This window comes from Flavobacterium johnsoniae (assembly GCF_030388325.1).
Classification (GTDB): domain Bacteria; phylum Bacteroidota; class Bacteroidia; order Flavobacteriales; family Flavobacteriaceae; genus Flavobacterium; species Flavobacterium johnsoniae_C.
Map to the genome: position 1 here is coordinate 1,053,287 of NZ_CP103794.1, position 21,534 is coordinate 1,074,820.

At 30.8% G+C, this 21,534-nt stretch carries 23 protein-coding genes and 1 tRNA gene; 14 read left to right on the forward strand and 10 right to left on the reverse strand.

Going from position 1 to position 21,534, the window contains the following annotated elements; genetic code table 11:
• Positions 1-57: 57 nt before the first annotated feature.
• Positions 58-1,041 carry an SPFH domain-containing protein gene (locus NYQ10_RS04660; RefSeq protein ID WP_289879105.1) on the forward strand — a complete coding sequence of 328 codons (984 nt, stop codon included), beginning with the start codon at positions 58-60 and terminating at the stop codon, positions 1,039-1,041.
• 20 nt (positions 1,042-1,061) lie between these two features.
• Here the strand turns inward: NYQ10_RS04660 and NYQ10_RS04665 are convergent, their stop codons facing one another.
• The 5 genes from NYQ10_RS04665 to NYQ10_RS04685 form a co-directional block, all read right to left on the reverse strand.
• Positions 1,062-1,316: a DUF6327 family protein gene (locus NYQ10_RS04665; RefSeq protein ID WP_289879106.1), complete on the reverse strand. Its 255-nt coding sequence runs from the start codon at positions 1,314-1,316 to the stop codon at positions 1,062-1,064.
• 5 nt (positions 1,317-1,321) lie between these two features.
• Positions 1,322-1,672, reverse strand: coding sequence for a competence protein (locus tag NYQ10_RS04670; RefSeq protein WP_289879107.1), 351 nt, complete (start codon positions 1,670-1,672; stop codon positions 1,322-1,324).
• Positions 1,673-1,748: 76 nt separating this feature from the next.
• Positions 1,749-2,075, reverse strand: coding sequence for a YtxH domain-containing protein (locus tag NYQ10_RS04675; RefSeq protein WP_289879108.1), 327 nt, complete (start codon positions 2,073-2,075; stop codon positions 1,749-1,751).
• Between the two features lie 94 nt (positions 2,076-2,169).
• A complete protein-coding gene (locus tag NYQ10_RS04680) occupies positions 2,170-2,649 on the reverse strand; it encodes a hypothetical protein (protein WP_289879109.1) in 480 nt (159 codons plus the stop codon).
• Between the two features lie 850 nt (positions 2,650-3,499).
• A complete protein-coding gene (locus tag NYQ10_RS04685; protein WP_289879110.1) occupies positions 3,500-5,617 on the reverse strand; it encodes a glutamine--tRNA ligase/YqeY domain fusion protein in 2,118 nt (705 codons plus the stop codon).
• Between the two features lie 142 nt (positions 5,618-5,759).
• Between NYQ10_RS04685 and NYQ10_RS04690 the strand changes: the two genes are divergently transcribed.
• From NYQ10_RS04690 to NYQ10_RS04705, 4 genes are all read left to right on the forward strand, one after another.
• Positions 5,760-5,981 carry a hypothetical protein gene (locus NYQ10_RS04690; protein WP_289879111.1) on the forward strand — a complete coding sequence of 74 codons (222 nt, stop codon included), beginning with the start codon at positions 5,760-5,762 and terminating at the stop codon, positions 5,979-5,981.
• Positions 5,981-6,277, forward strand: coding sequence for a hypothetical protein (locus tag NYQ10_RS04695; RefSeq protein ID WP_111284287.1), 297 nt, complete (start codon positions 5,981-5,983; stop codon positions 6,275-6,277). Before NYQ10_RS04690 ends, NYQ10_RS04695 begins: the two co-directional genes overlap by 1 nt.
• Positions 6,278-6,279: 2 nt before the next feature.
• Positions 6,280-6,639, forward strand: a complete 360-nt coding sequence (gene folB / locus NYQ10_RS04700; RefSeq protein WP_057115457.1) for a dihydroneopterin aldolase — start codon at positions 6,280-6,282, stop codon at positions 6,637-6,639.
• A 94-nt stretch (positions 6,640-6,733) separates the two neighbouring features.
• Positions 6,734-6,804 (forward strand) — tRNA-Cys (locus NYQ10_RS04705).
• Positions 6,805-7,079: 275 nt separating this feature from the next.
• Here NYQ10_RS04705 and NYQ10_RS04710 read toward each other — a convergent pair.
• The 3 genes from NYQ10_RS04710 to rnr are packed head-to-tail and all read right to left on the reverse strand — an operon-like array spanning position 7,080 to position 10,649.
• Positions 7,080-7,757 carry a LysE family translocator gene (locus tag NYQ10_RS04710; RefSeq protein ID WP_289879112.1) on the reverse strand — a complete coding sequence of 226 codons (678 nt, stop codon included), beginning with the start codon at positions 7,755-7,757 and terminating at the stop codon, positions 7,080-7,082.
• 14 nt (positions 7,758-7,771) lie between these two features.
• Complete coding sequence (locus NYQ10_RS04715; RefSeq protein WP_289879113.1) at positions 7,772-8,440, reverse strand: head GIN domain-containing protein; 669 nt, start codon at positions 8,438-8,440, stop codon at positions 7,772-7,774.
• A gap of 25 nt (positions 8,441-8,465) precedes the next feature.
• On the reverse strand, positions 8,466-10,649 hold the full coding sequence (gene rnr, locus NYQ10_RS04720; protein WP_289879114.1) for a ribonuclease R: 2,184 nt from the start codon (positions 10,647-10,649) through the stop codon (positions 8,466-8,468).
• Positions 10,650-10,759: 110 nt separating this feature from the next.
• On the opposite strand from rnr, the gene NYQ10_RS04725 reads away from it, so the two are divergent.
• A complete protein-coding gene (locus NYQ10_RS04725) occupies positions 10,760-10,993 on the forward strand; it encodes a putative signal transducing protein (protein WP_289879115.1) in 234 nt (77 codons plus the stop codon).
• An 826-nt stretch (positions 10,994-11,819) separates the two neighbouring features.
• Positions 11,820-12,251, forward strand: a complete 432-nt coding sequence (gene rpiB / locus NYQ10_RS04730; protein WP_008465784.1) for a ribose 5-phosphate isomerase B — start codon at positions 11,820-11,822, stop codon at positions 12,249-12,251.
• Between the two features lie 146 nt (positions 12,252-12,397).
• Here rpiB and NYQ10_RS04735 read toward each other — a convergent pair whose 3' ends face one another.
• The gene (locus NYQ10_RS04735; protein WP_289879116.1) at positions 12,398-12,667 is read right to left on the reverse strand and encodes a DUF1294 domain-containing protein; all 270 of its coding nucleotides are present in this window, start codon (positions 12,665-12,667) and stop codon (positions 12,398-12,400) included.
• Between the two features lie 114 nt (positions 12,668-12,781).
• Here NYQ10_RS04735 and NYQ10_RS04740 point away from each other — a divergent pair, with 114 nt between their 5' ends.
• Positions 12,782-14,905 (forward strand): Tex family protein, encoded by a 2,124-nt coding sequence (locus NYQ10_RS04740; RefSeq protein ID WP_289879117.1) that lies wholly within the window; start codon positions 12,782-12,784, stop codon positions 14,903-14,905.
• Positions 14,906-15,119: 214 nt separating this feature from the next.
• Here the strand turns inward: NYQ10_RS04740 and NYQ10_RS04745 are convergent, their stop codons facing one another.
• Positions 15,120-15,299, reverse strand: a complete 180-nt coding sequence (locus NYQ10_RS04745; RefSeq protein ID WP_008465789.1) for a Sec-independent protein translocase subunit TatA/TatB — start codon at positions 15,297-15,299, stop codon at positions 15,120-15,122.
• A 212-nt stretch (positions 15,300-15,511) separates the two neighbouring features.
• Between NYQ10_RS04745 and NYQ10_RS04750 the strand changes: the two genes are divergently transcribed.
• From NYQ10_RS04750 to NYQ10_RS04775, 6 genes are all read left to right on the forward strand, one after another.
• Positions 15,512-16,018, forward strand: a complete 507-nt coding sequence (locus tag NYQ10_RS04750) for a peptidase (protein ID WP_289879118.1) — start codon at positions 15,512-15,514, stop codon at positions 16,016-16,018.
• Positions 16,019-16,029: 11 nt separating this feature from the next.
• Entirely contained in the window at positions 16,030-17,517 is a 1,488-nt protein-coding gene (locus NYQ10_RS04755) for a GH3 auxin-responsive promoter family protein (protein ID WP_289879119.1), read from the forward strand.
• A 69-nt stretch (positions 17,518-17,586) separates the two neighbouring features.
• Complete coding sequence (locus NYQ10_RS04760; protein WP_289879120.1) at positions 17,587-18,177, forward strand: transposase; 591 nt, start codon at positions 17,587-17,589, stop codon at positions 18,175-18,177.
• A gap of 75 nt (positions 18,178-18,252) precedes the next feature.
• Positions 18,253-19,932, forward strand: a complete 1,680-nt coding sequence (locus NYQ10_RS04765) for a DUF6909 family protein (protein WP_289879121.1) — start codon at positions 18,253-18,255, stop codon at positions 19,930-19,932.
• An 8-nt stretch (positions 19,933-19,940) separates the two neighbouring features.
• Positions 19,941-20,930, forward strand: a complete 990-nt coding sequence (locus NYQ10_RS04770; RefSeq protein ID WP_289879122.1) for a hypothetical protein — start codon at positions 19,941-19,943, stop codon at positions 20,928-20,930.
• Positions 20,931-20,969: 39 nt separating this feature from the next.
• Positions 20,970-21,479: a hypothetical protein gene (locus NYQ10_RS04775; RefSeq protein ID WP_289879123.1), complete on the forward strand. Its 510-nt coding sequence runs from the start codon at positions 20,970-20,972 to the stop codon at positions 21,477-21,479.
• The last annotated feature ends 55 nt before the right edge of the window (positions 21,480-21,534 follow it).

The following is a 21,534-nucleotide window of genomic DNA, read 5'->3' on the forward strand; positions in this document are numbered from 1 at the left end:
TTTAATTTAGAAGAATTTTCGTAATTTACCAGAATCATAAATATAAACTATATAACCATGAGTACAGCATTTATTATCTTTTTAGTATTGGCATTCTTCATTTTCATGTCGTCTTTCTTTACTGTAAAACAACAATCATCTGTAATTATCGAACGATTTGGAAAATTCCAAAGTGTTAGAAATTCAGGATTACAACTTAAAATTCCGTTGGTTGATAGATTGGCCGGACGTGTAAATCTTAAAATTCAGCAGTTAGATGTTATCATCGAAACCAAAACTAGAGACAATGTTTTTATCAAAATGAAAGTTTCTGTTCAGTTTAAAGTTATTCAAGAAAAAGTATATGAAGCTTTTTATAAACTAGAATATCCACACGATCAAATTACTTCTTATGTTTTTGACGTAGTTCGTGCCGAAGTTCCTAAACTAAAATTAGATGATGTTTTTGAAAGAAAAGATGATATTGCAGTTGCAGTAAAACGTGAATTGAACGAAGCAATGTCTACTTACGGATATGATATTATCAATACTTTGGTTACAGATATTGATCCAGATATCCAGGTGAAAAATGCAATGAATAGAATCAACGCAGCTGACAGAGAAAAAACGGCTGCTGAATTTGAAGCAGAAAGTTCAAGAATTAGAATCGTTGCAAAAGCAAAAGCTGAAGCAGAAAGTAAACGTTTACAAGGTCAAGGTATTGCAGATCAACGTCGTGAAATTGCAAGAGGTCTTGTAGAAAGTGTTGAAGTATTGAACAATGTTGGAATTAATTCTCAAGAAGCTTCTGCCCTAATTGTGGTTACGCAACATTATGATACACTTCAAGCTATTGGCGCCGATGCAAATTCTAATTTAATATTATTGCCGAATTCTCCACAAGCTGGAAGCGATATGTTGAATAATATGGTTGCTTCTTTTTCAGCATCAAACCAAGTTGGTGAAATGATGAAAAAACACAATAAAAAAGTAGAGAAACCAAAACCTATTCAACCTCAATCTGGATATGAAGATGACGTTCAACCAGATGTCCAACAATAATTACAAAATAAAAAAGAGGCTTAATTGCCTCTTTTTTTATTCATAAACCAATTGATAACAAATGGTATAATAGATTGTAAAATTTGTGGAAATGAATTTCTAAAATAATCTGTGTAAGAAGAAACAAATCCGTTTACGATATTTTGCGGTGTAATGCTTTCTTTCGTTTTCTGAAAACTCAAAACCAATTTCTGATAATTGATTTCTTTTTCCAATTTTAAGATTTCTAAATCTCTGTCAATTTCAGCGTATGATGAGTATTTTTTCTTTTCCATAAGTCTTAATCATTAAAAAATATTTCTGAGAATTTCTCTAAAATCGGACCTTCAACCATTTTATCTTTTATAAAGAAAAGCAAAATTGTAAAGAAAAGATAGATTCCTCCTACCGTTAAAAATCCTAAAGCATTACTTCCGAACAAAGAACCAAAACCATAAGCTGCTGCAAAAGATCCAAATATTAAAACCATAGTGAAACAAACCAAAATCAAAGTAAACTTAAAAATTAGCGTTGTAGATTTCATTGCCACTTTAAAACCCCAAAGTTTATAATAAGCCAAATGACTGTCAATATAAATCTTAGTTTGATCCTGAATTTTTTCAGTGTTTTCTTTTAACTCTTCAAAAGCCATAATTATAAATTTAAAATAAAAAAAAGCACAAAACTTTCCTATAAAAATAAGCAAGTTATGTGCTTTTAAAAAATTATTATTTCTGAAGTTTAGCGTTCTGTGCTTTCAATTCAGCCAATTTAGTTTCTAAAAAAGTAATTACTTCTTCTGTTTTATGGCTAACATTTGAAAGTAAATCATTCAGAGTTCCATCAAGGTTTTGAGTAGCACTTGTAAATTTTTCACGTAAAACTTCTGAGCTGGCATCAAAAGAATCTTTGATGTTATGTTTCGCATCATCGATACCTTCTTTTATTTTTGCTCTCGTTTTTGATCCTTTATCTGGAGCAAATAAAATTCCGATCGCTGCTCCTGCCGCTGCAGCCGCTAAAATTGCCGCTGCTGTATTTAAATTTTTAGACATGATATTACAATTTTTAAATTATTACTTAAAGATACTCATTTTTAAAATGATAAAACTTTGATTAATTGTTATTTACCAAAAATTAACAATATAATTAATACACATAAGTCGTAGCTTCATATTTACCATCACCTTTGTCTACAATACTAACAAAAGGATATCCGTTTGAAGCAGATTTAGATTTGATTCTCATCGCAGTCTGCTTTTGATTTGCAATTGGTGGTTCTCCTTTTGTCCTTGTCGAGACACCAGTAAAACTTGCAACTTGCTTCAGTCCTATTGTCTTTTCCTGTGGCAGAACAGTTACCATTTTGTAATCGTCTTTTGAATCTACTATTATTTTATCAGAAACTTTTTGAGTTGTTTTTGTCTGCTTGTTCGTTATAGACGAAACAGCATGTTTACTAATTTTTACTTCTTCAGAACTTCCGTTCAACGAATAATAAATTAAACCGTTTTCATTTTTTATGAAATTAACATCAAGTTGTTCACCATTGTGTTTTGTAATTTGATGTGTTTGAGAAATTGCAACATTTGCAAATAACAATGCTAGCGTAAAATATAAAATTTTCATGATTATTAGATTTAAATTAAAAATGATCAGATTTGAAATTTTAAACTTAAGCTTCACACAAATTCAATATTATGGAATTTTGTACATTATGATACAAATTGAAAAATACCTTTTACGCGAAATATTATCAAAATTACATCACAATAAAAATGAGAACATAAAATTGTCTTTTCAGGAAATTCAATTTTGAAAATCTACAGCAATAAAAATTACGAGTTTTTAAAAACAGTAAAATTCAGTTTAGTTTCCGTCACGGCAAATTTTAATTTTTGCAAAATCATCTCTGATTTTTGGTATTGAGTTAAAAATAGCAACTTTATAAACAATTGTGTGTTAACAAGCCGTTAAACTGACTAAAATAACAGTAAAAAGTTAAATAAAAGCTTTAAATAAATAATTATTTAAAAAATGAGTTATCTATCAACCAACTTTAAAAAACGTCTTAAAATCAATTTATGAAGGTTAAAATTAATATATAAAAACTATTAATTTTAATTTTATTATCAATTTTATAAATAATAATTAAAAATTAAAATTTTAAATAAATTAATAATTAAAATTTATGAATATAAAATTGAAGTCAAAATTATAAAAAATAAGAAAAAACCTAAATTTACTATTTTTGAAAATAAAATTGGAGATCAAAAATCAAAAAAACGAAATAATAAGTTTTATGGAACGAAAATCAAAAAAATGAATTCCTTATCCAACATATTTTTATTTCTCTTTAAAACTAATTTATGAAAGTCATTTTTAATTTATAAAATTTATAAAATTTAAAATTTCAATAGTAAATTTATATAATAAAAAAAAGCGCTTATAAAAGCGCTTTTAATAAATTTATCTGATATTACTTCTTCACCATTTCAGAAAGAATTTCAATTTCTCTCTCTGATGCATTTTTTGCAGGATTTGAATATAATTTCAAAATTTCATCATCAAACTGATTTTTGAAACTTTCACTTTCAATATCTCTTAAATTTAAAAGTGCTTTTGATCGAACATAAGTCGATTCACTTTTTAAAGACATTGAATATAATTTCTTAATATCTTCTTCTTCAAAATCTGTAGATTTCCAGTTTGAATATTTCAAAACAAACTGAGAAAACAACAGCGAAGCCTTATTATTGTTGATATTCTTCTTTAAAGAATTCTGTAATAAAGAGAAACTAGTGATATTTTTGATGTTCTCTCCTATTGCACTTTCAATTGCAATTCTTTCAGGTTTTGTCTCAACTTTAAAATATTTGTTGATATCTTTCAAAGAATTATTGATGCTATTCTCTTCTTTTTTACCTTTTTCTTCCCAAGCATCTTTCAAACCAACAGTCTTGTTAAATACTAATTTTGAAGGAGTTGAATCTTTATCAACAGTAAAATATCCTAAACGTTGAAACTGAAATTTGTCTTCATTTTGAGCTGTTGATAAACTTGGTTCAACATATCCAGTTACAATTTCTAACGAATTTGGATTCACAAAATCTAAGAAATTTTTCTCTTTATAACTGTCTGGAGCTTCATCTGTAAACAAACGATCGTATAAACGAACTTCAGCTTCTAATGCATGTTGAATAGAAACCCAATGTAAGGTTCCAGATACTTTTCTTTGGCTTGCTTCTGTCCCACTTCCACTTAAAGAATCAGTATCATATGTTACGTGAATTTCTGTGATATTTCCGTTTCCATCTTTTACAACTGATTCACCTTTAATGATATAAGCATTTTTAAGACGTACTTCTTTTCCTAAAGTCAATCGGAAAAACTTAGCTGGAGCTTCTTCTAAAAAGTCTTCTCTTTCAATGTATAATTCACGAGAAAAAGGTACTTTTCTGAATCCTGCACTTTCATCTTCCTGATTATTTTCAGCTTCCAACCACTCTTCTTTTCCTTCTGGATAATTTGTAATTACCAATTTTACAGGATCTAAAACAGCCATTACACGAGGTGCAATTTTGTTCAAATCTTCACGAATACAAAATTCTAAAACTGATACATTTATTAAATTATCACGTTTTGCGATACCAATTGTATTAGCAAAATTACGTAATGAAGCAGCTGTATAACCACGTCTTCTTAATCCAGAAATGGTTGACATTCTTGGATCATCCCAACCGTTAACATGCTTTTCTTTAACTAGTTGCTGTAATTTTCTTTTACTAACAACAGTATGTGATAAGTTACGTCTAGCAAATTCTCTTTGCTTTGGACGAAGCTTATTATCATCAAAAATTTGATCTAAAAACCAATCGTATAATTCACGGTGAGGCAAGAATTCTAGTGTACAAAATGAATGCGAAATTTGCTCTAAATAATCACTTTGTCCGTGTGCCCAATCGTACATTGGATAGATTTTCCAAGCATCTCCAGTTCTGTGGTGATGTTTGTGTAAAATTCTGTACATGATAGGATCACGCATTAACATGTTTGTTGATTTCATGTCAATTTTTGCACGAAGAATATGTGTACCAGCCTCAAATTCACCGTTTTTCATTCTTTCGAATAAATTTAAGTTTTCTTCAACAGAACGATTTCTAAATGGAGAATCGGTTCCAGTTGTAGATGGAGTTCCTTTTTGAATCGCCATATCCTCAGAAGATTGACTGTCAACATACGCTTTATCTTTTTTAATTAATAAAACGGCCCAATCATACAATTGTTGAAAATAATCTGATGCATAACGTTCTTCAGACCAAGTATAACCTAGCCATTCTACATCTTTTTTAATAGCATCAACAAATTCCTGTTCTTCTTTTTCAGGGTTTGTATCATCAAAACGTAAATTCACAGGAGATTGATAATCAATTCCTAAACCAAAATTTAACGCAATAGAACTTGCGTGTCCAATGTGTAAATATCCATTTGGTTCTGGTGGAAAACGAAAGCGAAGTTTAGTATTTGAAAGACCTGATTTTACGTCTTCCTCTATGATTTGTTCAATAAAATTGAGTGATTTCTCTTCTGATGCCATTATTTTATAGTAATTTTAGCAAAGATAAAAAAAAGGTTTCAGGTTTCAGGTTTAAAGTTATCTAAGTCACGCAAAACATGAAACGTTAAACTTAAAATCTTCAATTAGTTTATTTAGTATTTTTGTATAAATATTCAGAATTATGAGACAATTAACCGTTACAATTCCAGACGATTTTTACGAAACTTTTATTAGTTTTTTCAAGCATGTTCCTGATGTTTCTATAGATGAAAATGTTGAGAATGAAATTCCGTTATGGCAGCAAGAAATGGTTTTAGAACGTATAAAAAATGCTAAACCAGAGGATTTTATTAGTTGGGAAGAGTCTAAAAAAAGACTTAATGCTAAATGGAATAAGAAGTAATGTTCGAAATAAATATTCTCTTAAGAGCTGAATTAGAAGTAGATGAAATTGCTGAATATTATGAATCTCTTTCTAATGGTTTAGGAACAAAATTTTTTAATGAATATCAAAAGTATGTAGATACTTTAAATACATTTCCATTTTTTGAAGAAAAGTATAATATAGTTAGAACCTTACCTTTGAAAAAATTCCCATACACTATTCATTTTACAGTTGATGAAATTAACAAAATAGTTACAGTATACGCTGTAACATCCAATTATCAAAATCCAAACACTACAAGAATAAAATTATAAAAATGGGAGTTATTAAACTTAAAAACATTCGTACTTTTTCTTACCACGGATGTTTAATTGAAGAAGGAAAAATTGGATCTGATTATACTGTCGATCTAAAAATTAAAACCAATTTACAGAAATCAGCAGAAACAGATCATCTTTTAGATACTGTTGACTACGTACATTTGAACAAAATTGTGACGGAAGAAATGGCAATTCGTTCGCATTTATTAGAACATGTTGCTAAAAGAATCAATATTCGTGTGCTTGCTGAGATAGAAACGGTAGAAAAAACAACAGTTTGGGTTTCTAAAATAAATCCTCCTATTGGTGGTGATGTTGAATCAGTTACCATAAAAATGACGGAAATTAGAAAGTAGTTTTTATAATTAAAACTTTAAAATTTTAAAATACTTTCTTTGAAACTTTTGAAATTTAAAGATTTTAGTTACTTTTGCCATCCGTTCAAGCAATGGCGTCGTGGCCGAGCGGCTAGGCTGGGCTCTGCAAAAGCTCCTACTCCGGTTCGAATCCGGACGATGCCTCTAAAACCTTCAAATTACTTTGAAGGTTTTTTTATGTCTAAACTCTCCGCAATCTTGTCATTCTGAGGAACGAAGAATCTTCGCAAGAAGCTCTACAAAGATTTGACAATAGCTGCGGAATTACTTGCGAAGATTCTTCGTTCCTCAGAATGACAAACTGTCGTCAACTCTGTCAAAGTTTGAAACTTTGACAAAATTCTAAACCAACATTATAAACATAAAAAAAACCTCTGAAATTCAGAGGTTTTTAATTTATAATTTGAGTTATTAACAAACTATTTTTCTATCTTCTCAAAAGCATTTTTAACCATTTCTTTTTCTTTTGGAAACCAGCCTTGAACCATTAAAGCAACTCCAAAAACCATTAAAACAATACTAATTCCTTTTTTGATTTTAAGAATATTAGTAGGTGTCATTTTTGATTTTAATTGTTTGGCTAATAATATCTTAAGACAATCAACTATTAAATAAGTTACAATTACTGCAGTAAAAAAAGTAATCATTCTAGAGTTTTGCATTTCTAATTTTGGTCCGACAGAAATAATTACAGCTAACCAGAAACCAAGAACTCCAATGTTGATAACGTTCAGTAAAAAGCCTTTTATAAATAAACTTCCATAATTTCTTTTTATAATATCACGGTCGATTTCTTCATCATTTATTTTTTCTCCTTTTTTTAATCTCACAAAAGAAATTATACCATAAGCCAACATTATGATTCCGCCGAAAATAAATAATGCAGGTTTATCTTTTAAACTGGAAATCAATCTATAACTTCCTAAATAAGCGATTGCTATAAAAAATATATCACCTAAAACTACACCACAGTCAAAAACTATTGCAGCTCTGAATCCTTTTGTAATACTGGTTTCTAATAGTATAAAAAATACCGGACCTACCATAAAGCTTAGAAAAAGTCCCCATGGCAGTCCAGCCAAAATATCATTTATCATCAAAATACGACTTGTTATTTTACTTCTTCGATTTTACCACCAAAGACTGTTTTTTGGTTTATTTGTTTTGGTTTTCCATAAATGTAAATAGAGCCTCCTGCGCTTACTTTTGCATCAACAAGGGTCGAAGCATTAACATCGGCTTTTCCGCCCGCAGAAACGCTTACTTTAGTCTGAGAAGTGGCTAATTTACTTCCAAGGAAATATCCGCCTGCTCCTAAACCTGCATCAAGGTTATCTGCTTTTCCAGTTACAGTGATTTCTCCACCAGAAACTGAACTTACTTTTAGTTTATCAACATTCAAATCTACGTTAATTTTTCCACCTTCTTGTGCACTAACTTTAAACGAAGTCGCTTTTAGAGTTTCTTTACTCGTAACTTCTGCCCCTTCGTTAACATCAATAAGTTCTAAATGTTTGTAATACAAAGTAACTTCAAGATCATTTCCTGACAGCAATTTAGGAAAAGGCATTCTTAATTTCAAAACACCATTTTTATTAACAGCTTCTAATTCTTTTTCTCTTGCTCCTTTTACAACAACCTTATTTTCTGAAGATTGAACTAATTTTACACTTAATTTATCGTAAACTTTTACGGTATCAAATTCACCTAATTCTTTGGTAACTTGACCAAAAGACATTTGTACAAATAAAATTGTTGCTCCAATTATTAGCTTTCTCATACTTTTATTTTTTTTAATTAATACTTTATTCTGCTCTTCTTAAAAAATGAAAATCAAGTTGTTTCTTCACTAAATCTGCATTTTTTACTTTAACATAAATTTCGTCTCCTAATTGCAATAAGCGATTTGAAGTTGCCCCAACCAATGCATATTGTCTTTCATCAAAAGTATAGTAATCCTCTTTTATTTCTCTGATTCTCACCATTCCTTCGCATTTATTAGAAACGATTTCAACATAAATTCCCCATTCTGTAACACCAGAAATAACTCCCAAGAATTCTTCGTCCTGATGATCCTGCATGTATTTAACCTGCATGTATTTAATACTATCACGTTCAGCATTTGTAGCTAAACTTTCCATGTTTGAACAATGCAGACATTTTGTTTCATAAGTTTCTTCGTCTACAGAAGCTCCTCCATCCAAATAAAACTGTAACAAACGATGTACCATAACGTCTGGATAACGACGAATTGGCGATGTAAAATGGCTGTAATAATCAAACGCTAAACCATAATGACCAATATTATCTGTCGAATATTTGGCTTTACTCATACTTCTAATCGCAAGAGTATCAATTAAGTTTTGCTCTTTTTTACCATTTACTTCTTCCATCAATGCATTCAAAGACTTAGAAATATCGCCTTTGTTACGAAAATCAATTTTATAACCAAATTTAGCAATTACGGTTTGCATCGCAATCAATTTGTCTTCATTTGGTTCGTCGTGAATACGGTAAACAAAGGTTTTCTTTTGTTTTCCAATATATTCAGCGACTTTTCTATTAGCCAAAAGCATAAATTCTTCGATCAAATGATTGGCATCTTTTGAGATTTTAAAGTAAACTCCTTCTGGTTCTCCTTCTGCATCAAGATTAAATTTCACTTCGACTTTATCAAAAGAAATAGCGCCTTGCTGCATTCTTTTCTTTCTTAAAATCTTCGCTAATTCATCCAATTTTAAAGTAGCTTCAACAATTTCATCCGAAACAACATAAGATTCTCCAGTAATAGAAATATCAACTGGAATCGTATTATTTCCTTTTGTTTCAATAATATGCTGTGCCTCTTCGTAAGCAAAACGCTGATCTGAATAAATTACAGTTCTTCCGAACCATTGATTAATAACTTGAGCTGTCGGAGAAACTTCAAATACTGCAGAGAATGTATATTTCTCTTCATTTGGACGAAGTGAACAAGCAAAATTTGACAACACTTCAGGAAGCATTGGCACTACTCTATCTACTAAATAAACCGAAGTTGCTCTTTGATACGCTTCGTCATCCAGAATTGTTCCTTGTTCTAAATAATACGAAACATCAGCAATATGAATTCCAATTTCGAAGTTTCCATTTTCTAATTTTTTGAAAGACAACGCATCATCAAAATCTTTTGCATCTTTCGGGTCAATTGTAAACGTAAGCGTATCACGCATATCACGACGTTTTGCAATCTCAGATTCCTGAATCGAAGTATCTAGTTTTTGTGCAAAAACCTCTACTTCTACCGGAAAATCTGCTGGCAATCCGTATTCAGCTAAAATAGCATGAATTTCAGTATTGTGTTCTCCAGGTTTTCCAAGAACTCGAATTACAGATCCAAACGGACTATCGGCTCTTTTTGGCCAATCTTCAATCTTAACTAAAACAACATCACCGTTTTCTGCTTCTCCAATTTTATCTTTTGGAATAAAAATATCGGTATACATTTTAGGATTTGCAGTAGAAACAAACGCAAAATTTGGCTGCATATCAATTACACCAACAAATTCTGTTTTATCTCTTTCGATAACTTCAATTACTTCACCTTCAGGTCTTTTTCCTTTTCTTCTGTTATAAACATAAACCTTTACTTTATCTTTATCTAAAGCACGATTCAAATTATTGGTCGGAATAAAAACATCTTCTTCAAACTCATCACAAATAAAATATGCCGTTTTTCTGCTCGTCATATCTATCGTTCCTTCGTAATAATCCTGGCTGATTGCTTTAACTAAATATTTTCCAGGTTCTGTTTCTATAATTTTCTTTTGAGCCGCTAGAATTTTCAAATCTTTAATAATCTGATTTCTGCTTTGTGTATCGTCAAGTTCTAACTTTGCTCCTATCTGTTTGTAATTAAATGGCTTATTTGCGTTTTGCGATAAAATCTTCAGGATCTTCCCAGAGAAATCTTTCTCTTTTTTTATCGGCTTTCTAATTTTCTTACTCATATATCTTTTCTTATAAGGTTTAAAATTACAAATAAGAAATCAGATAATACTTTTTAACAAATAGAATTATTAAAAATATAACTTTTCGTACATTTACAAAAACACCTCATATGGAAAGCTTTAAGACCATCGCAGTATTCAATTATCAGCACGAAACAGTGGTTCTCAAACACTTACTTGAACAAGAAGAAATCCCTTATTTTTTCGAAAACGAAATGACACTTTCTGTCGCTCCAATGTATTCTGCAGCTCTGGGCGGAATCAAACTCAAAGTTCATCCAAACGATTTCGAGCAAGTTCAAGAAATCTTGGACAATCTCAACAACCCGCTTAAAATAGTCTGAAACAAACTTTCAAAAACAAATTCAAAAACAAATTCAAATCAAAGTAAAATCAAAGTAAAATTCAAACTCAAAATATTTTTTTTCCTTTTCAACTTTTTTAGTTTTCAACATATATTAAATACAAAAAAAAAAGATTTTTAAAATTTAAAAAAATTTGGTTGTTATTATAGCTTGTTAATATGTCGAATAATTTTTTTTTTGAAGTGATTGAAATCTCGTTTTACTTATTTATTCTGAGTTATCAACATAGTTATTTTTGGTTAAATGATTAATTTATAAGACTTTTTGTATTTTAATTAACAACGGTTGACAACCAAAAATGAATTCATTTTGTAGATAAGTTCATATGTTGATATTTGTTGAAAATGGTATTTTTGGTATTGATAACTTTTCCAAAAATTCCTGAAACTTTTCTTGCATTTTTCATTTCACTTTTGGATTAGGTATTTTTTTGAAACAACCAAAAAAAACTTCTAATTTTCTTTTCGAACTTATTAACATTTTCTGTTAATTTAAAGTTAACTGAATATCAATCAATTACAAACTCGTATTAACACCTCAAAATTTTAACAAAATTTCTATTTATTCTTTATTGATTATGAGATACTTATAGACTTATTAAAATTGTTAATAACTGATAAGGTTTTGACAGTAAAGTAGTTATAAATTAAGAGTTTTTGTCATGAATTTCACGAAAGTAAACTAATTATAATTGCGGTGTTGAAAATGTAATTGAAAAGAAAAAAATTTGTGAAAATTGGTGTAATTCGTGCCAAACATTTATTAATTGAGTAAATTTGTACTACACAACTTAATAGTAGAAAAAATGAAAATTTCGATAGGAAACGACCACGCAGGCCCTGAATATAAAAAAGCAATTGTTGAAATGCTGAAAGCTAGAGGATATGAAGTAACTAACTATGGTACAGATACAGATGCGTCTGTAGATTATCCAGATTTTGGACATCCAGTTGCAAATGATGTTTCTGAAGGAAAAGCAGATTTCGGAATCGTAATCTGCGGAAGCGGTAACGGAATTGCAATGACTGTTAATAAACACCCTAAAGTGAGAGCTGGTTTATGCTGGACAAAAGAAATTGCGTATTTAACTCGTTTACACAATGATGCAAATATTGTGAGTATTCCGGCAAGATTTACTTCTATTCATCAAGCGGTTGAAATAGTTGAAACTTTCTTGGATACAGCTTTTGAAGGCGGAAGACATCAAAATAGAGTAAATAAAATTGCTTGCGCTTAAAACGAAAAAAAAATTCGGTGCGTCGCACCATTTAAATAATAAACAAACCGGGCGGATTTTAATAATTCATCCGGTTTTTTGTTTTATAAATTACTGAATTTTAAATATTTATATTTTAAATATTGAGTTATCAACAATGTTAATATCTAGATTTTTTGAGTCATTTTTAAATAGATTACGACAATCTGAACAAGAATAATATAAGAGAATTTCATAATAAAAGTAATTTTTGCCGTTTTATGTCTGAAGAAAAACATTCCTGTTAATAAACCAATTGTTCCGCCAACAAAAGCAAGCAAAAAAAGTATAAATTCAGGAATTCGCCTTCTGTGTCTTCTAGCTTGAAATTTATCGTAACCAGTAAGCAGAAAAGTAATGAAGTTTATAAATAAAAAATATAGTAATAAAACTTTCATAGGCTAAAAATTAAAAACAAAGATATTATTTTAGCAAACTAATTGGTGTACAGATCTTGTTTTTAACAAGTAAAATATATCATTTTAACATTAAGAATTTATTTCATTAAAAATATGACTAATATTCAATTCATTGCCAAGTCAGTACAGGCACCCGTTGTAAGCATTCAAAACACAGTAAAATTATTAGAAGAAGATTGTACGATTCCGTTTATTTCTCGTTATCGAAAAGATGCAACTGGAAATCTTGATGAAACTGTTATTGAGCAAATTGCAAAACTTCAAAAAGATTATGATACGCTTATAAAACGTAAAGAAGCCGTTTTAAAATCTATTGAAGAACAAAAAGCGCTTACGCCAGAATTGAAGAAAAAAATTGAAGATAGTTTTGATCTGCAAGAAATTGAAGATTTTTATCTTCCATACAAAAAGAAGAAAAAAACAAAAGCAGATGTTGCTAGAGAATTAGGTTTAGAACCTTTAGCAAAAATTATTATGTCTGAAAGTGATGTAGATGTTGACTTTATTTCAACACAATATTTGAATGAAAATGTTGTAAACGAAGAAGCGGCAATGCAAGGCGCAAGAGATATTGTTGCCGAATGGATTAACGAAAATATTTATGTTCGTAAACAGCTTCGAAGACTATTTCAGCGAAAAGCAACTATCGGAACAAAAGTGGTTAAAAAGAAAGCGGAAGAGGAAGGCGCACAGAAATTCAGTCAATATTTTGATTGGGAAGAACCGTTGACAAAAGCGCCGGCGCACCGTTTATTAGCAATGCTTCGTGCAGAAAATGAAGGTTTTATCAAAATGAAAATCGATGTTGATATTGATGATGCTTACGATGTTATTGACGAAATTATCATTAAAAAACAAAATAATACGACAGCTCATTTGCAATTAGCAATTGAAGACAGTTATAAACGTTTATTGAATCCGGCAATTGGAAATGAAACGTTGCAAGAAGCAAAAGCAAAGGCAGATGCAAATTCGATTCAGGTTTTTGCTAATAATTTAGGACAACTTTTATTGGCTCCGCCGTTGGGAGAAAAGCGAATTTTGGCAATCGATCCAGGATTTAGAAGTGGTTGTAAAGTGGTTTGTCTGGACGAAAAAGGAGATCTTTTATATAATGAAACGATTTATCCGCACGCGCCGCAAAATGAGGAAACAATGGCGATTAAGAAAATCCGTTCGATGGTAAATGCGTATCAAATTGACGCGATTTCTATCGGAAACGGAACAGCTTCAAGAGAAACCGAATTTTTCATAAAAAAAATCGCGTTTGACAAACCAGTGCAGGTTTTTATTGTTTCTGAGGCTGGAGCTTCGGTTTATTCAGCATCAAAAGTAGCGAGAGAAGAATTTCCAAATTATGATGTAACGGTTCGTGGTTCGGTTTCTATAGGGAGACGACTTTCAGATCCTTTGGCAGAATTGGTAAAAATTGACCCAAAAGCGATTGGAGTTGGACAATATCAACATGATGTTGACCAAACTAAATTAAAAGAAGAATTGGACAATACGGTAATTCGTTGCGTAAACTCGGTTGGAATTAACATCAACACAGCAAGTAAACATTTACTAAGTTATGTGAGTGGAATAGGAGAGAAGCTTGCTGAAAACATTGTACAATACCGTTCTGAAAACGGACCTTTTGAAGATAGAAAACAGCTTAAAAAAGTGCCTCGTTTAGGAGATAAAGCTTATCAGCAAGGAGCAGCGTTTATCAGAATTGCAAATGCTAAAAACCCGCTGGATAATTCGGCGGTGCATCCCGAAGCCTATTCAGTTGTTGAAAAGATGGCGAAGGATTTGAATATTTCTTTGAATGAATTGATTGCGAACAAAGAAAAAACAGCGCTTATTAAGCCAGAGAAGTATGTTACACCTGAAATTGGTTTACTTACGCTTAAAGACATTATAAAAGAGCTTGAAAAACCAGGATTAGACCCAAGAAAGTCTGCGAAAGTTTTTGAATTTGATGCAAATGTAAAATCAATTAAAGATTTGAAAACCGGAATGATATTACCAGGAATTGTTAATAACATTACCAACTTCGGCTGTTTTGTTGATATCGGAATCAAAGAAAGCGGATTAGTTCATATTTCTCAGTTAAAAGCTGGATTTGTAAGCGATGTAAACGAAGTGGTAAAATTACATCAGCATGTTGATGTGAAAGTAACTGAGGTTGATGAAGATAGAAAGAGAATTCAGTTGACGATGGTTTTGTAAAATTATAAACTTCTTCAATCTTGTCATTTCGACGAAGGAGAAATCTCCACGAGTAACTCCGCTACAATTTGTCTATTCTCTGTAGAGCTACTTACGAAGATTTCTCCTTCGTCGAAATGACAAACTATATGTAAATATCTTTTTATTAAAAGCCAAAAAAAATCCCAAACTACAATTTGCAGTTTGGGATTTTTTAATAAGTTTTTCGAATTTATTATTTCGTTTCTTCTTCTTGTTTTTTAGAAGCAGCAGGTTGATCGTCTTTAGCAGCGTTTTTAAATTCCTTAATTCCACTTCCTAAACCTTTCATTAATTCTGGAATTTTTTTACCTCCAAAAAGTAATATCACAATACCTACGATAACAAGGATTTCTGTAAGACCTAATCTTCCCATGACTATTATATTTAATGCCGAAGCAAATTGTTTTCTAAATTATCCCGCAAAGGTATATAGAAATATACGAAATAGAAGTATTTTTAGTTTAAAATATTAGTATTAAACCACGTTAAATATTTTATAAAATCGTAAATTATAGCATTTCATAGTATTTTCTCGATCAATATCGTGACGATTAATTACTATATTTGCTAGCATAATGAAGTACAATGGCTAAAAAAAAGAAAAAGAATTTAAGAAAAAAATTATTCATTAAAAACAGATTGATAATCTTAAATGAAGAAACTTTTGAAGAAATTTTTTCTTTTAGGCTTACTTTAATGAATGTCTTCGTAACATTTACATTAGGAGGCATTTTTTTAATTTTAGTTACCACTTTCATTATCGCTTTTACGCCGCTTCGCGAATTTATTCCAGGTTATTCTTCGACAGAATTAAAAAGAAACGCAACCCGACTGGCAATAAAATCAGATTCTTTAGAAACCGCTTTACGTCAAAATGAAGTGTATATAAAAGGAATTCAAAAAGTCTTAAAAGGAGAATTAGAATATTCAAAATTTAATAAAGATTCTATTTTATCAGAAACAGCCGAAGATCCATCAGATTTAAACATGAAAGCTTCTGATGCCGAAATAAAATTAAGAGAAGAAGTCGCAAAAACGGAAAAGGAATTGGAGCCGAAACCGCAAGATAAAAAGAAAAGTGACAAAAAATAATACCATAAAAAATGTCAATTAAAGCTTTAGCGGCAAAGATATTTGCCAGAAAAATATATAATAAGACGCAAAATTGGGCCAAAAAACCAGTTGAAACGCAAGAGAAAATCTTTCAAAATTTAATAAAAAATGCAACGGAAACCAATTTTGGAAAAGACCATCATTTTAATCAAATAAAAAAGGTTGAAGATTTTCAGAAAAACGTTCCTGTAAGAGATTACGAAGATCTGAAACCTTATGTTGATAAGGTTGTAAAAGGCGAAGAAAACATTCTTTGGAAAGGAAAACCACTTTATTTTGCAAAAACTTCTGGAACAACTTCTGGTGCAAAATTTATTCCGTTAACCAAAGAATCAATGCCGTATCATATTGAAGCGGCGCGAAATGCTATTCTGCATTACGTAAATGAAACTGGAAATGCCGATTTTGTTGACGGAAAAATGATTTTTTTGCAAGGAAGTCCTATTCTAACCGAAAAATACGGAATCAAATTTGGAAGACTTTCTGGAATTGTAGCGCATTTTGTTCCAAAATATTTACAGAAAAATAGAATGCCTTCTTGGGAAACCAATTGTATTGAAGATTGGGAAACTAAAGTTGATGCCATTGTAGACGAAAGCATAAAAGAAGATATGGCTGTTATATCTGGAATTCCGTCTTGGGTTCAGATGTATTTTGAGCGTTTACAGCAAAAAAGTGGCGGAAAAAAGATTGGCGAAATATTCAAAAATTTCAATTTGTTTATTTACGGAGGTGTTAATTACGAACCGTATCGCGCCAAATTTGAAAACATGATTGGCAGAAAAGTAGATAGTATCGAATTGTTTCCTGCTTCTGAAGGTTTTTTTGCGTATCAGGATTCTCAAAAAGAAAAAGGAATGCTTTTATTGTTGAATTCAGGAATTTTCTACGAGTTTATAAAAGCAGATGAATTCTTTGAAGAAAATCCAAAAGCGTTAACAATTGGCGAAGTAGAAATGGGCGTAAACTACGTTTTAATTATTTCTACAAATGCTGGACTATGGCGCTATAATATTGGCGATACAGTTCAATTTACCTCTTTATTTCCGCATCGTGTGATAGTTTCTGGGCGTATCAAACATTATATATCTGCTTTTGGTGAACATGTAATTGCCAATGAAGTAGAGAATGCGATGAAAGAAGCTGTTGCGTCGACTAATATTGTAATTAACGAATTTACAGTTGCGCCACAGATTAATCCGTCAAGCGGATTGCCTTATCATGAATGGTTCGTAGAATTTGAAAACGAACCGGAAAACATGGAAGTTTTTGCAGAAACTATCGACAATTCGATGCGAAAACAAAACATTTATTACGACGATTTAATTACCGGAAATGTATTGCAGAAAGTAGTCGTAACCAAAGTTTCTAAAAACGGATTTCAAGATTATATGAAATCGCAAGGCAAATTAGGAGGACAAAATAAGATTCCGAGATTGTCGAACGATAGAAATATTGCGGATAATCTTACAAAATAAAATAATATTTCCAAGATTAAGCAGTTATTTATTCATATTAATGAGTGTGGATAAGTAAATGAAAATTAAATGAGTCAAGGAAAATTTCAGAATAAATACCGTATTTCTTCAATAAGAGCTCAATGCTGGGATTATGGTTGGAATGGAGCCTATTTTATAACTATCTGTACACAAGACAGAAAACATTATTTTGGAGAAATTCAAAATAATAAAATGATTTTATCGCATGCCGGAATTATTGCCGATTTATTATGGCATCAAATTCCATCACACCATAAAAATGTGGAATTGGGTGATTTTGTGGTCATGCCAAATCATATTCACGGAATTTTGATAATTAATAAACCATTGGATAATATTGATTTGGATTTCGAAAATGACGGCAATATTGTACAGACAGGGCATGCCCTGTCTCAACACGCCCTGTCTCCACGATTTCAAAACATTGGAAAAAATACTATTTCGTCAATTGTTGGATCCTATAAATCTGCAGTAACCAAACATGCCAATAGATTAGGATATCCACATCAATGGCAAAAATTATTTTATGATAATATCATTAGAAGCAATAATGATTATCAAAGAATTTCTGATTATATTGTTTCAAATCCCGAAAAATGGGAAAAAGATAAATTTAAAGCAGAAAATAAATCAAAATGATTAAAAAAAAATGATATTGTGGATACAAGGCATGCCTTGTATTTGCTTACATTTGAGTTTACAAAATAATACAGAATGAAAGAAACCAAACATATATCAAGATCAAGAGCGCAGGAATCTTCTGCGGCTATAGAAAAAATGTACATTACAATGCGCCATTTATTCAACCGTGGTTTTTACAAACCAATGGGAGTTTCTGGCGATAGCTTACGCGAATCATTATTAGCATTAAGACCTGAAATCTACGGAAATATTGCCGAAGAAAAAGTAGAATTAAACGGACTTTTATACGTCATTGAACGTCTTCCAATCGGAATTGAACAATGTCGTTTTATCAATTTAACTTCAGACGAAGGATATTCTAAATCGCATTTTCAAGCAATTGTTCCTCCAAAAAGAAGAAGAAATTGTTACAGAATCGACGAAGAGCAAATGAACGTAGAAATTACGCGCGGACGTTCTGATATTTATGATATTCTAACGCATTTGACTTTCATTTTCATAGAATCTCATAAAATTAAAAATAGAGTTTTAATTGATGATGGAGGCGAAGTTTCTCGCGATTGGCAGAAATTGGAACAAGCAGTAATGCAAACCAAAAAGCTGACACAGATTGAAAAAGAGAAAGCAATTTCGCACGTTGCCAATATTTTAGCCAGAACTTTTGAAGAAGTTTTGGATATTTACGATGCTTTTGGTTCAGAAAATGCGCCAGATCGTTTCTTGCACGTTATTTATTGGTTAGGAAAATTAGCGATCGAAGAAATTGTTGAAAACAACAAAAGAACGATTACTTTTAGTCCAGTTTTGCGTGAACGTTTAGGACATCACATTCACGGAGAAATCTGGGCAACAAACATAAAAGAGGTTTTAAAAGCAAACGACTTATTGAAAAGACCGATTCACGTTATCAGTGCGAATATGCACAGTGTGATGAATTCGATTTTTGCAACGCCTTTGCTAAAAACAAAATTTAAAGGAAAAACAGATTTCTTTATTTATGAAGAATTAAGCAGTTCTGGCTCAAAAGAAATTAGAGGTCAAGTTGAAGAACTAGCGTTGAAAAACGGAATGATCTCGTTACCAGATGCTTCAGGAACAAACATCGACGTTCAGATTTTTGATACCGCTCAAATTGACTGGTCAAAAACAGCTTTTTCGCATGCCAATGTGGGTGAAGATAAACCAGTAATTATCGTAATGGATTACGCTTTTGGTGAGCAAGCTTACGAAACAATTGACGAACTTTTAAAACCATTCAAAAAAGAAACTTTACTAAATGTAAAATCGGTTTCTATAATGGGGAAAGCGGGAATTTTGGAAGGCGGAAAAGGAGATATCATGATTCCGACAGCGCATATCAACGAAGGAACGGCAGATAATTATTTCTTCGAAAATGAATTAACTGGTGCCATGTTTGAAGGAAATGATATTGATATTTACGAAGGTGCAATGGTTACGGTTCTTGGAACATCATTGCAAAATAGAGATTTATTGAAATTTTTCCACGAATCGACTTGGGGCGTAATTGGTCTTGAAATGGAAGGTTCTTATTATCAAAAAGCGATTCAATCGGCATCAAAAATTAGAAAAAGTGTGCCGCACGATATTAAAGTTCGTTACGCATATTACGCATCAGATAATCCTTTAGAAACAGGAAGTACATTAGCTTCTGGCGGATTGGGAACAACGGGCGTAAAACCAACTTATTTGATTACAATTAAAATTTTAGAACAGATTTTTAATATAAAATAGCACTTTAAATGAGTACAAAAGTACCACAAAATTCAGAAGATCAAGAAGTTGATTTGGCTTTGATTTCGAAGAAGATTAACAGCTTTTTTGAATCTATTAAAACTTCTATTTTTAATGGAATCCAGTTTTTTGTTCGAAATTGGATTGTTGTTTTAATATTAGTCGTGACTGGTTTTGGACTTGGCATTTTTTTAGATAAAACTCAAAAGAGTTATGAGCATCAAATCATTGTAACGCCAAATTTTGGAAGTACAGATTATTTGTATGCAAAAATTGATCTGATAGATTCAAAAATTAAGGAAAAAGATACTTTATTTTTAAAAAATATAGTAGGAATTCAACAACCAGAAGTTTTGAAATCTATTGAAATAAAGCCTCTTGCAGATGTTTATAATTTTATAAAGAATAAGCCTGAAAATTTCGAATTAATAAAATTGATGGCTGAAGATGGTGATATCAATAAGGTTCTTCAAGAAAATATAACGAGTAAAAACTATACTTTTCAGAGTATAATTTTAGGAACAAAAACAAAAATATCAGAAGACAAAATTGTTAAACCGCTTTTAAAATACTTTAATACTTCTGATTATTATAGCAAAGTGCAAAAAGAAGCGTATCGAAGTGTTCAGTTAAAAATCAGCAAAAACGATACAATTATTAAGCAAATAGATGGCATTTTAAATAATGTTTCTAAATCTACAAGTAGTAATGCTAAAAGTGACAAACTGGTTTATTACAACGAAAATACACAGTTAAATGATGTCATTAAAACAAAAGATGGCTTAATTAACGAGCAAGCGATTCATCAAATTGAATTAATTACATTTGATAAAATCGTTAAAGAAACCAGTATTACTGCTAATATTGAGTCTGTAAAACTTATAGACAGATATTTAAAATTTACATTGCCTGTTTTATTTGTGGCACTTTTTGTCTTTTTGAAATTTTTTATCGCATTTTATAAAAGACAAAAGCATTTAAGTTCTGATTTGAAATAATATTTAAGATTAAAATATATTTTTGCGCAAAAAAATCCAATGAAGATAAAGTTTATAATATCAGTTTTAATTTGTGGACTTCTTTTTAGCTCATGCAAAGAAGAAAAAGTGGTAAAACAAAAGAAAAATTTTTCTGTTGTAATTGAAGGCATATTTGAAAAAAACGATAAAATTCAAGTTTTCTACTTAATTGCTGGAGATGTCTGGAAAGATGAAAATTCTGTTTCGCGACCAGTTTACGCTTCAAAGGAAATGCAAAAAATAGTTGTCGATTTTTCTGAGAAAGTTGTTCCAGAAAACATTAGAGTCGATTTAGGATTTAATCCGACGCAATCTAATGTTACGATTAAAAATATTTCGGTAAAATACAATTCAAAAATTATTGATGGCGATTTTGAGAAATATACGAAGTACTTTTATCCGAATGAATTTGTTACTTGGGATCCTAACTATTTTGGATATAAACTGAATGTTATAGATGGTAAATATGATCCTTTTTTAATGGGTAATGATGAACTTGCTATTCAGTTAGTAAAAATTACTGAATAACAAAAACTACTTCAAAAGGTGAAGTAGTTTTTTATTTCGGCTACACTTTTAAACT

Coding starts and splice junctions, on each gene's coding strand:
- NYQ10_RS04660 (WP_289879105.1), top strand. CDS start 58: ATGAGTACAGCATTTATTATCTTTTTAGTATTGGCATTCTTCATTTTC.
- NYQ10_RS04665 (WP_289879106.1), bottom strand. CDS start 1,316: ATGGAAAAGAAAAAATACTCATCATACGCTGAAATTGACAGAGATTTA.
- NYQ10_RS04670 (WP_289879107.1), bottom strand. CDS start 1,672: ATGGCTTTTGAAGAGTTAAAAGAAAACACTGAAAAAATTCAGGATCAA.
- NYQ10_RS04675 (WP_289879108.1), bottom strand. CDS start 2,075: ATGTCTAAAAATTTAAATACAGCAGCGGCAATTTTAGCGGCTGCAGCG.
- NYQ10_RS04680 (WP_289879109.1), bottom strand. CDS start 2,649: ATGAAAATTTTATATTTTACGCTAGCATTGTTATTTGCAAATGTTGCA.
- NYQ10_RS04685 (WP_289879110.1), bottom strand. CDS start 5,617: ATGGCATCAGAAGAGAAATCACTCAATTTTATTGAACAAATCATAGAG.
- NYQ10_RS04690 (WP_289879111.1), top strand. CDS start 5,760: ATGAGACAATTAACCGTTACAATTCCAGACGATTTTTACGAAACTTTT.
- NYQ10_RS04695 (WP_111284287.1), top strand. CDS start 5,981: ATGTTCGAAATAAATATTCTCTTAAGAGCTGAATTAGAAGTAGATGAA.
- folB (WP_057115457.1), top strand. CDS start 6,280: ATGGGAGTTATTAAACTTAAAAACATTCGTACTTTTTCTTACCACGGA.
- NYQ10_RS04710 (WP_289879112.1), bottom strand. CDS start 7,757: ATGATAAATGATATTTTGGCTGGACTGCCATGGGGACTTTTTCTAAGC.
- NYQ10_RS04715 (WP_289879113.1), bottom strand. CDS start 8,440: ATGAGAAAGCTAATAATTGGAGCAACAATTTTATTTGTACAAATGTCT.
- rnr (WP_289879114.1), bottom strand. CDS start 10,649: ATGAGTAAGAAAATTAGAAAGCCGATAAAAAAAGAGAAAGATTTCTCT.
- NYQ10_RS04725 (WP_289879115.1), top strand. CDS start 10,760: ATGGAAAGCTTTAAGACCATCGCAGTATTCAATTATCAGCACGAAACA.
- rpiB (WP_008465784.1), top strand. CDS start 11,820: ATGAAAATTTCGATAGGAAACGACCACGCAGGCCCTGAATATAAAAAA.
- NYQ10_RS04735 (WP_289879116.1), bottom strand. CDS start 12,667: ATGAAAGTTTTATTACTATATTTTTTATTTATAAACTTCATTACTTTT.
- NYQ10_RS04740 (WP_289879117.1), top strand. CDS start 12,782: ATGACTAATATTCAATTCATTGCCAAGTCAGTACAGGCACCCGTTGTA.
- NYQ10_RS04745 (WP_008465789.1), bottom strand. CDS start 15,299: ATGGGAAGATTAGGTCTTACAGAAATCCTTGTTATCGTAGGTATTGTG.
- NYQ10_RS04750 (WP_289879118.1), top strand. CDS start 15,512: ATGGCTAAAAAAAAGAAAAAGAATTTAAGAAAAAAATTATTCATTAAA.
- NYQ10_RS04755 (WP_289879119.1), top strand. CDS start 16,030: ATGTCAATTAAAGCTTTAGCGGCAAAGATATTTGCCAGAAAAATATAT.
- NYQ10_RS04760 (WP_289879120.1), top strand. CDS start 17,587: ATGAGTCAAGGAAAATTTCAGAATAAATACCGTATTTCTTCAATAAGA.
- NYQ10_RS04765 (WP_289879121.1), top strand. CDS start 18,253: ATGAAAGAAACCAAACATATATCAAGATCAAGAGCGCAGGAATCTTCT.
- NYQ10_RS04770 (WP_289879122.1), top strand. CDS start 19,941: ATGAGTACAAAAGTACCACAAAATTCAGAAGATCAAGAAGTTGATTTG.
- NYQ10_RS04775 (WP_289879123.1), top strand. CDS start 20,970: ATGAAGATAAAGTTTATAATATCAGTTTTAATTTGTGGACTTCTTTTT.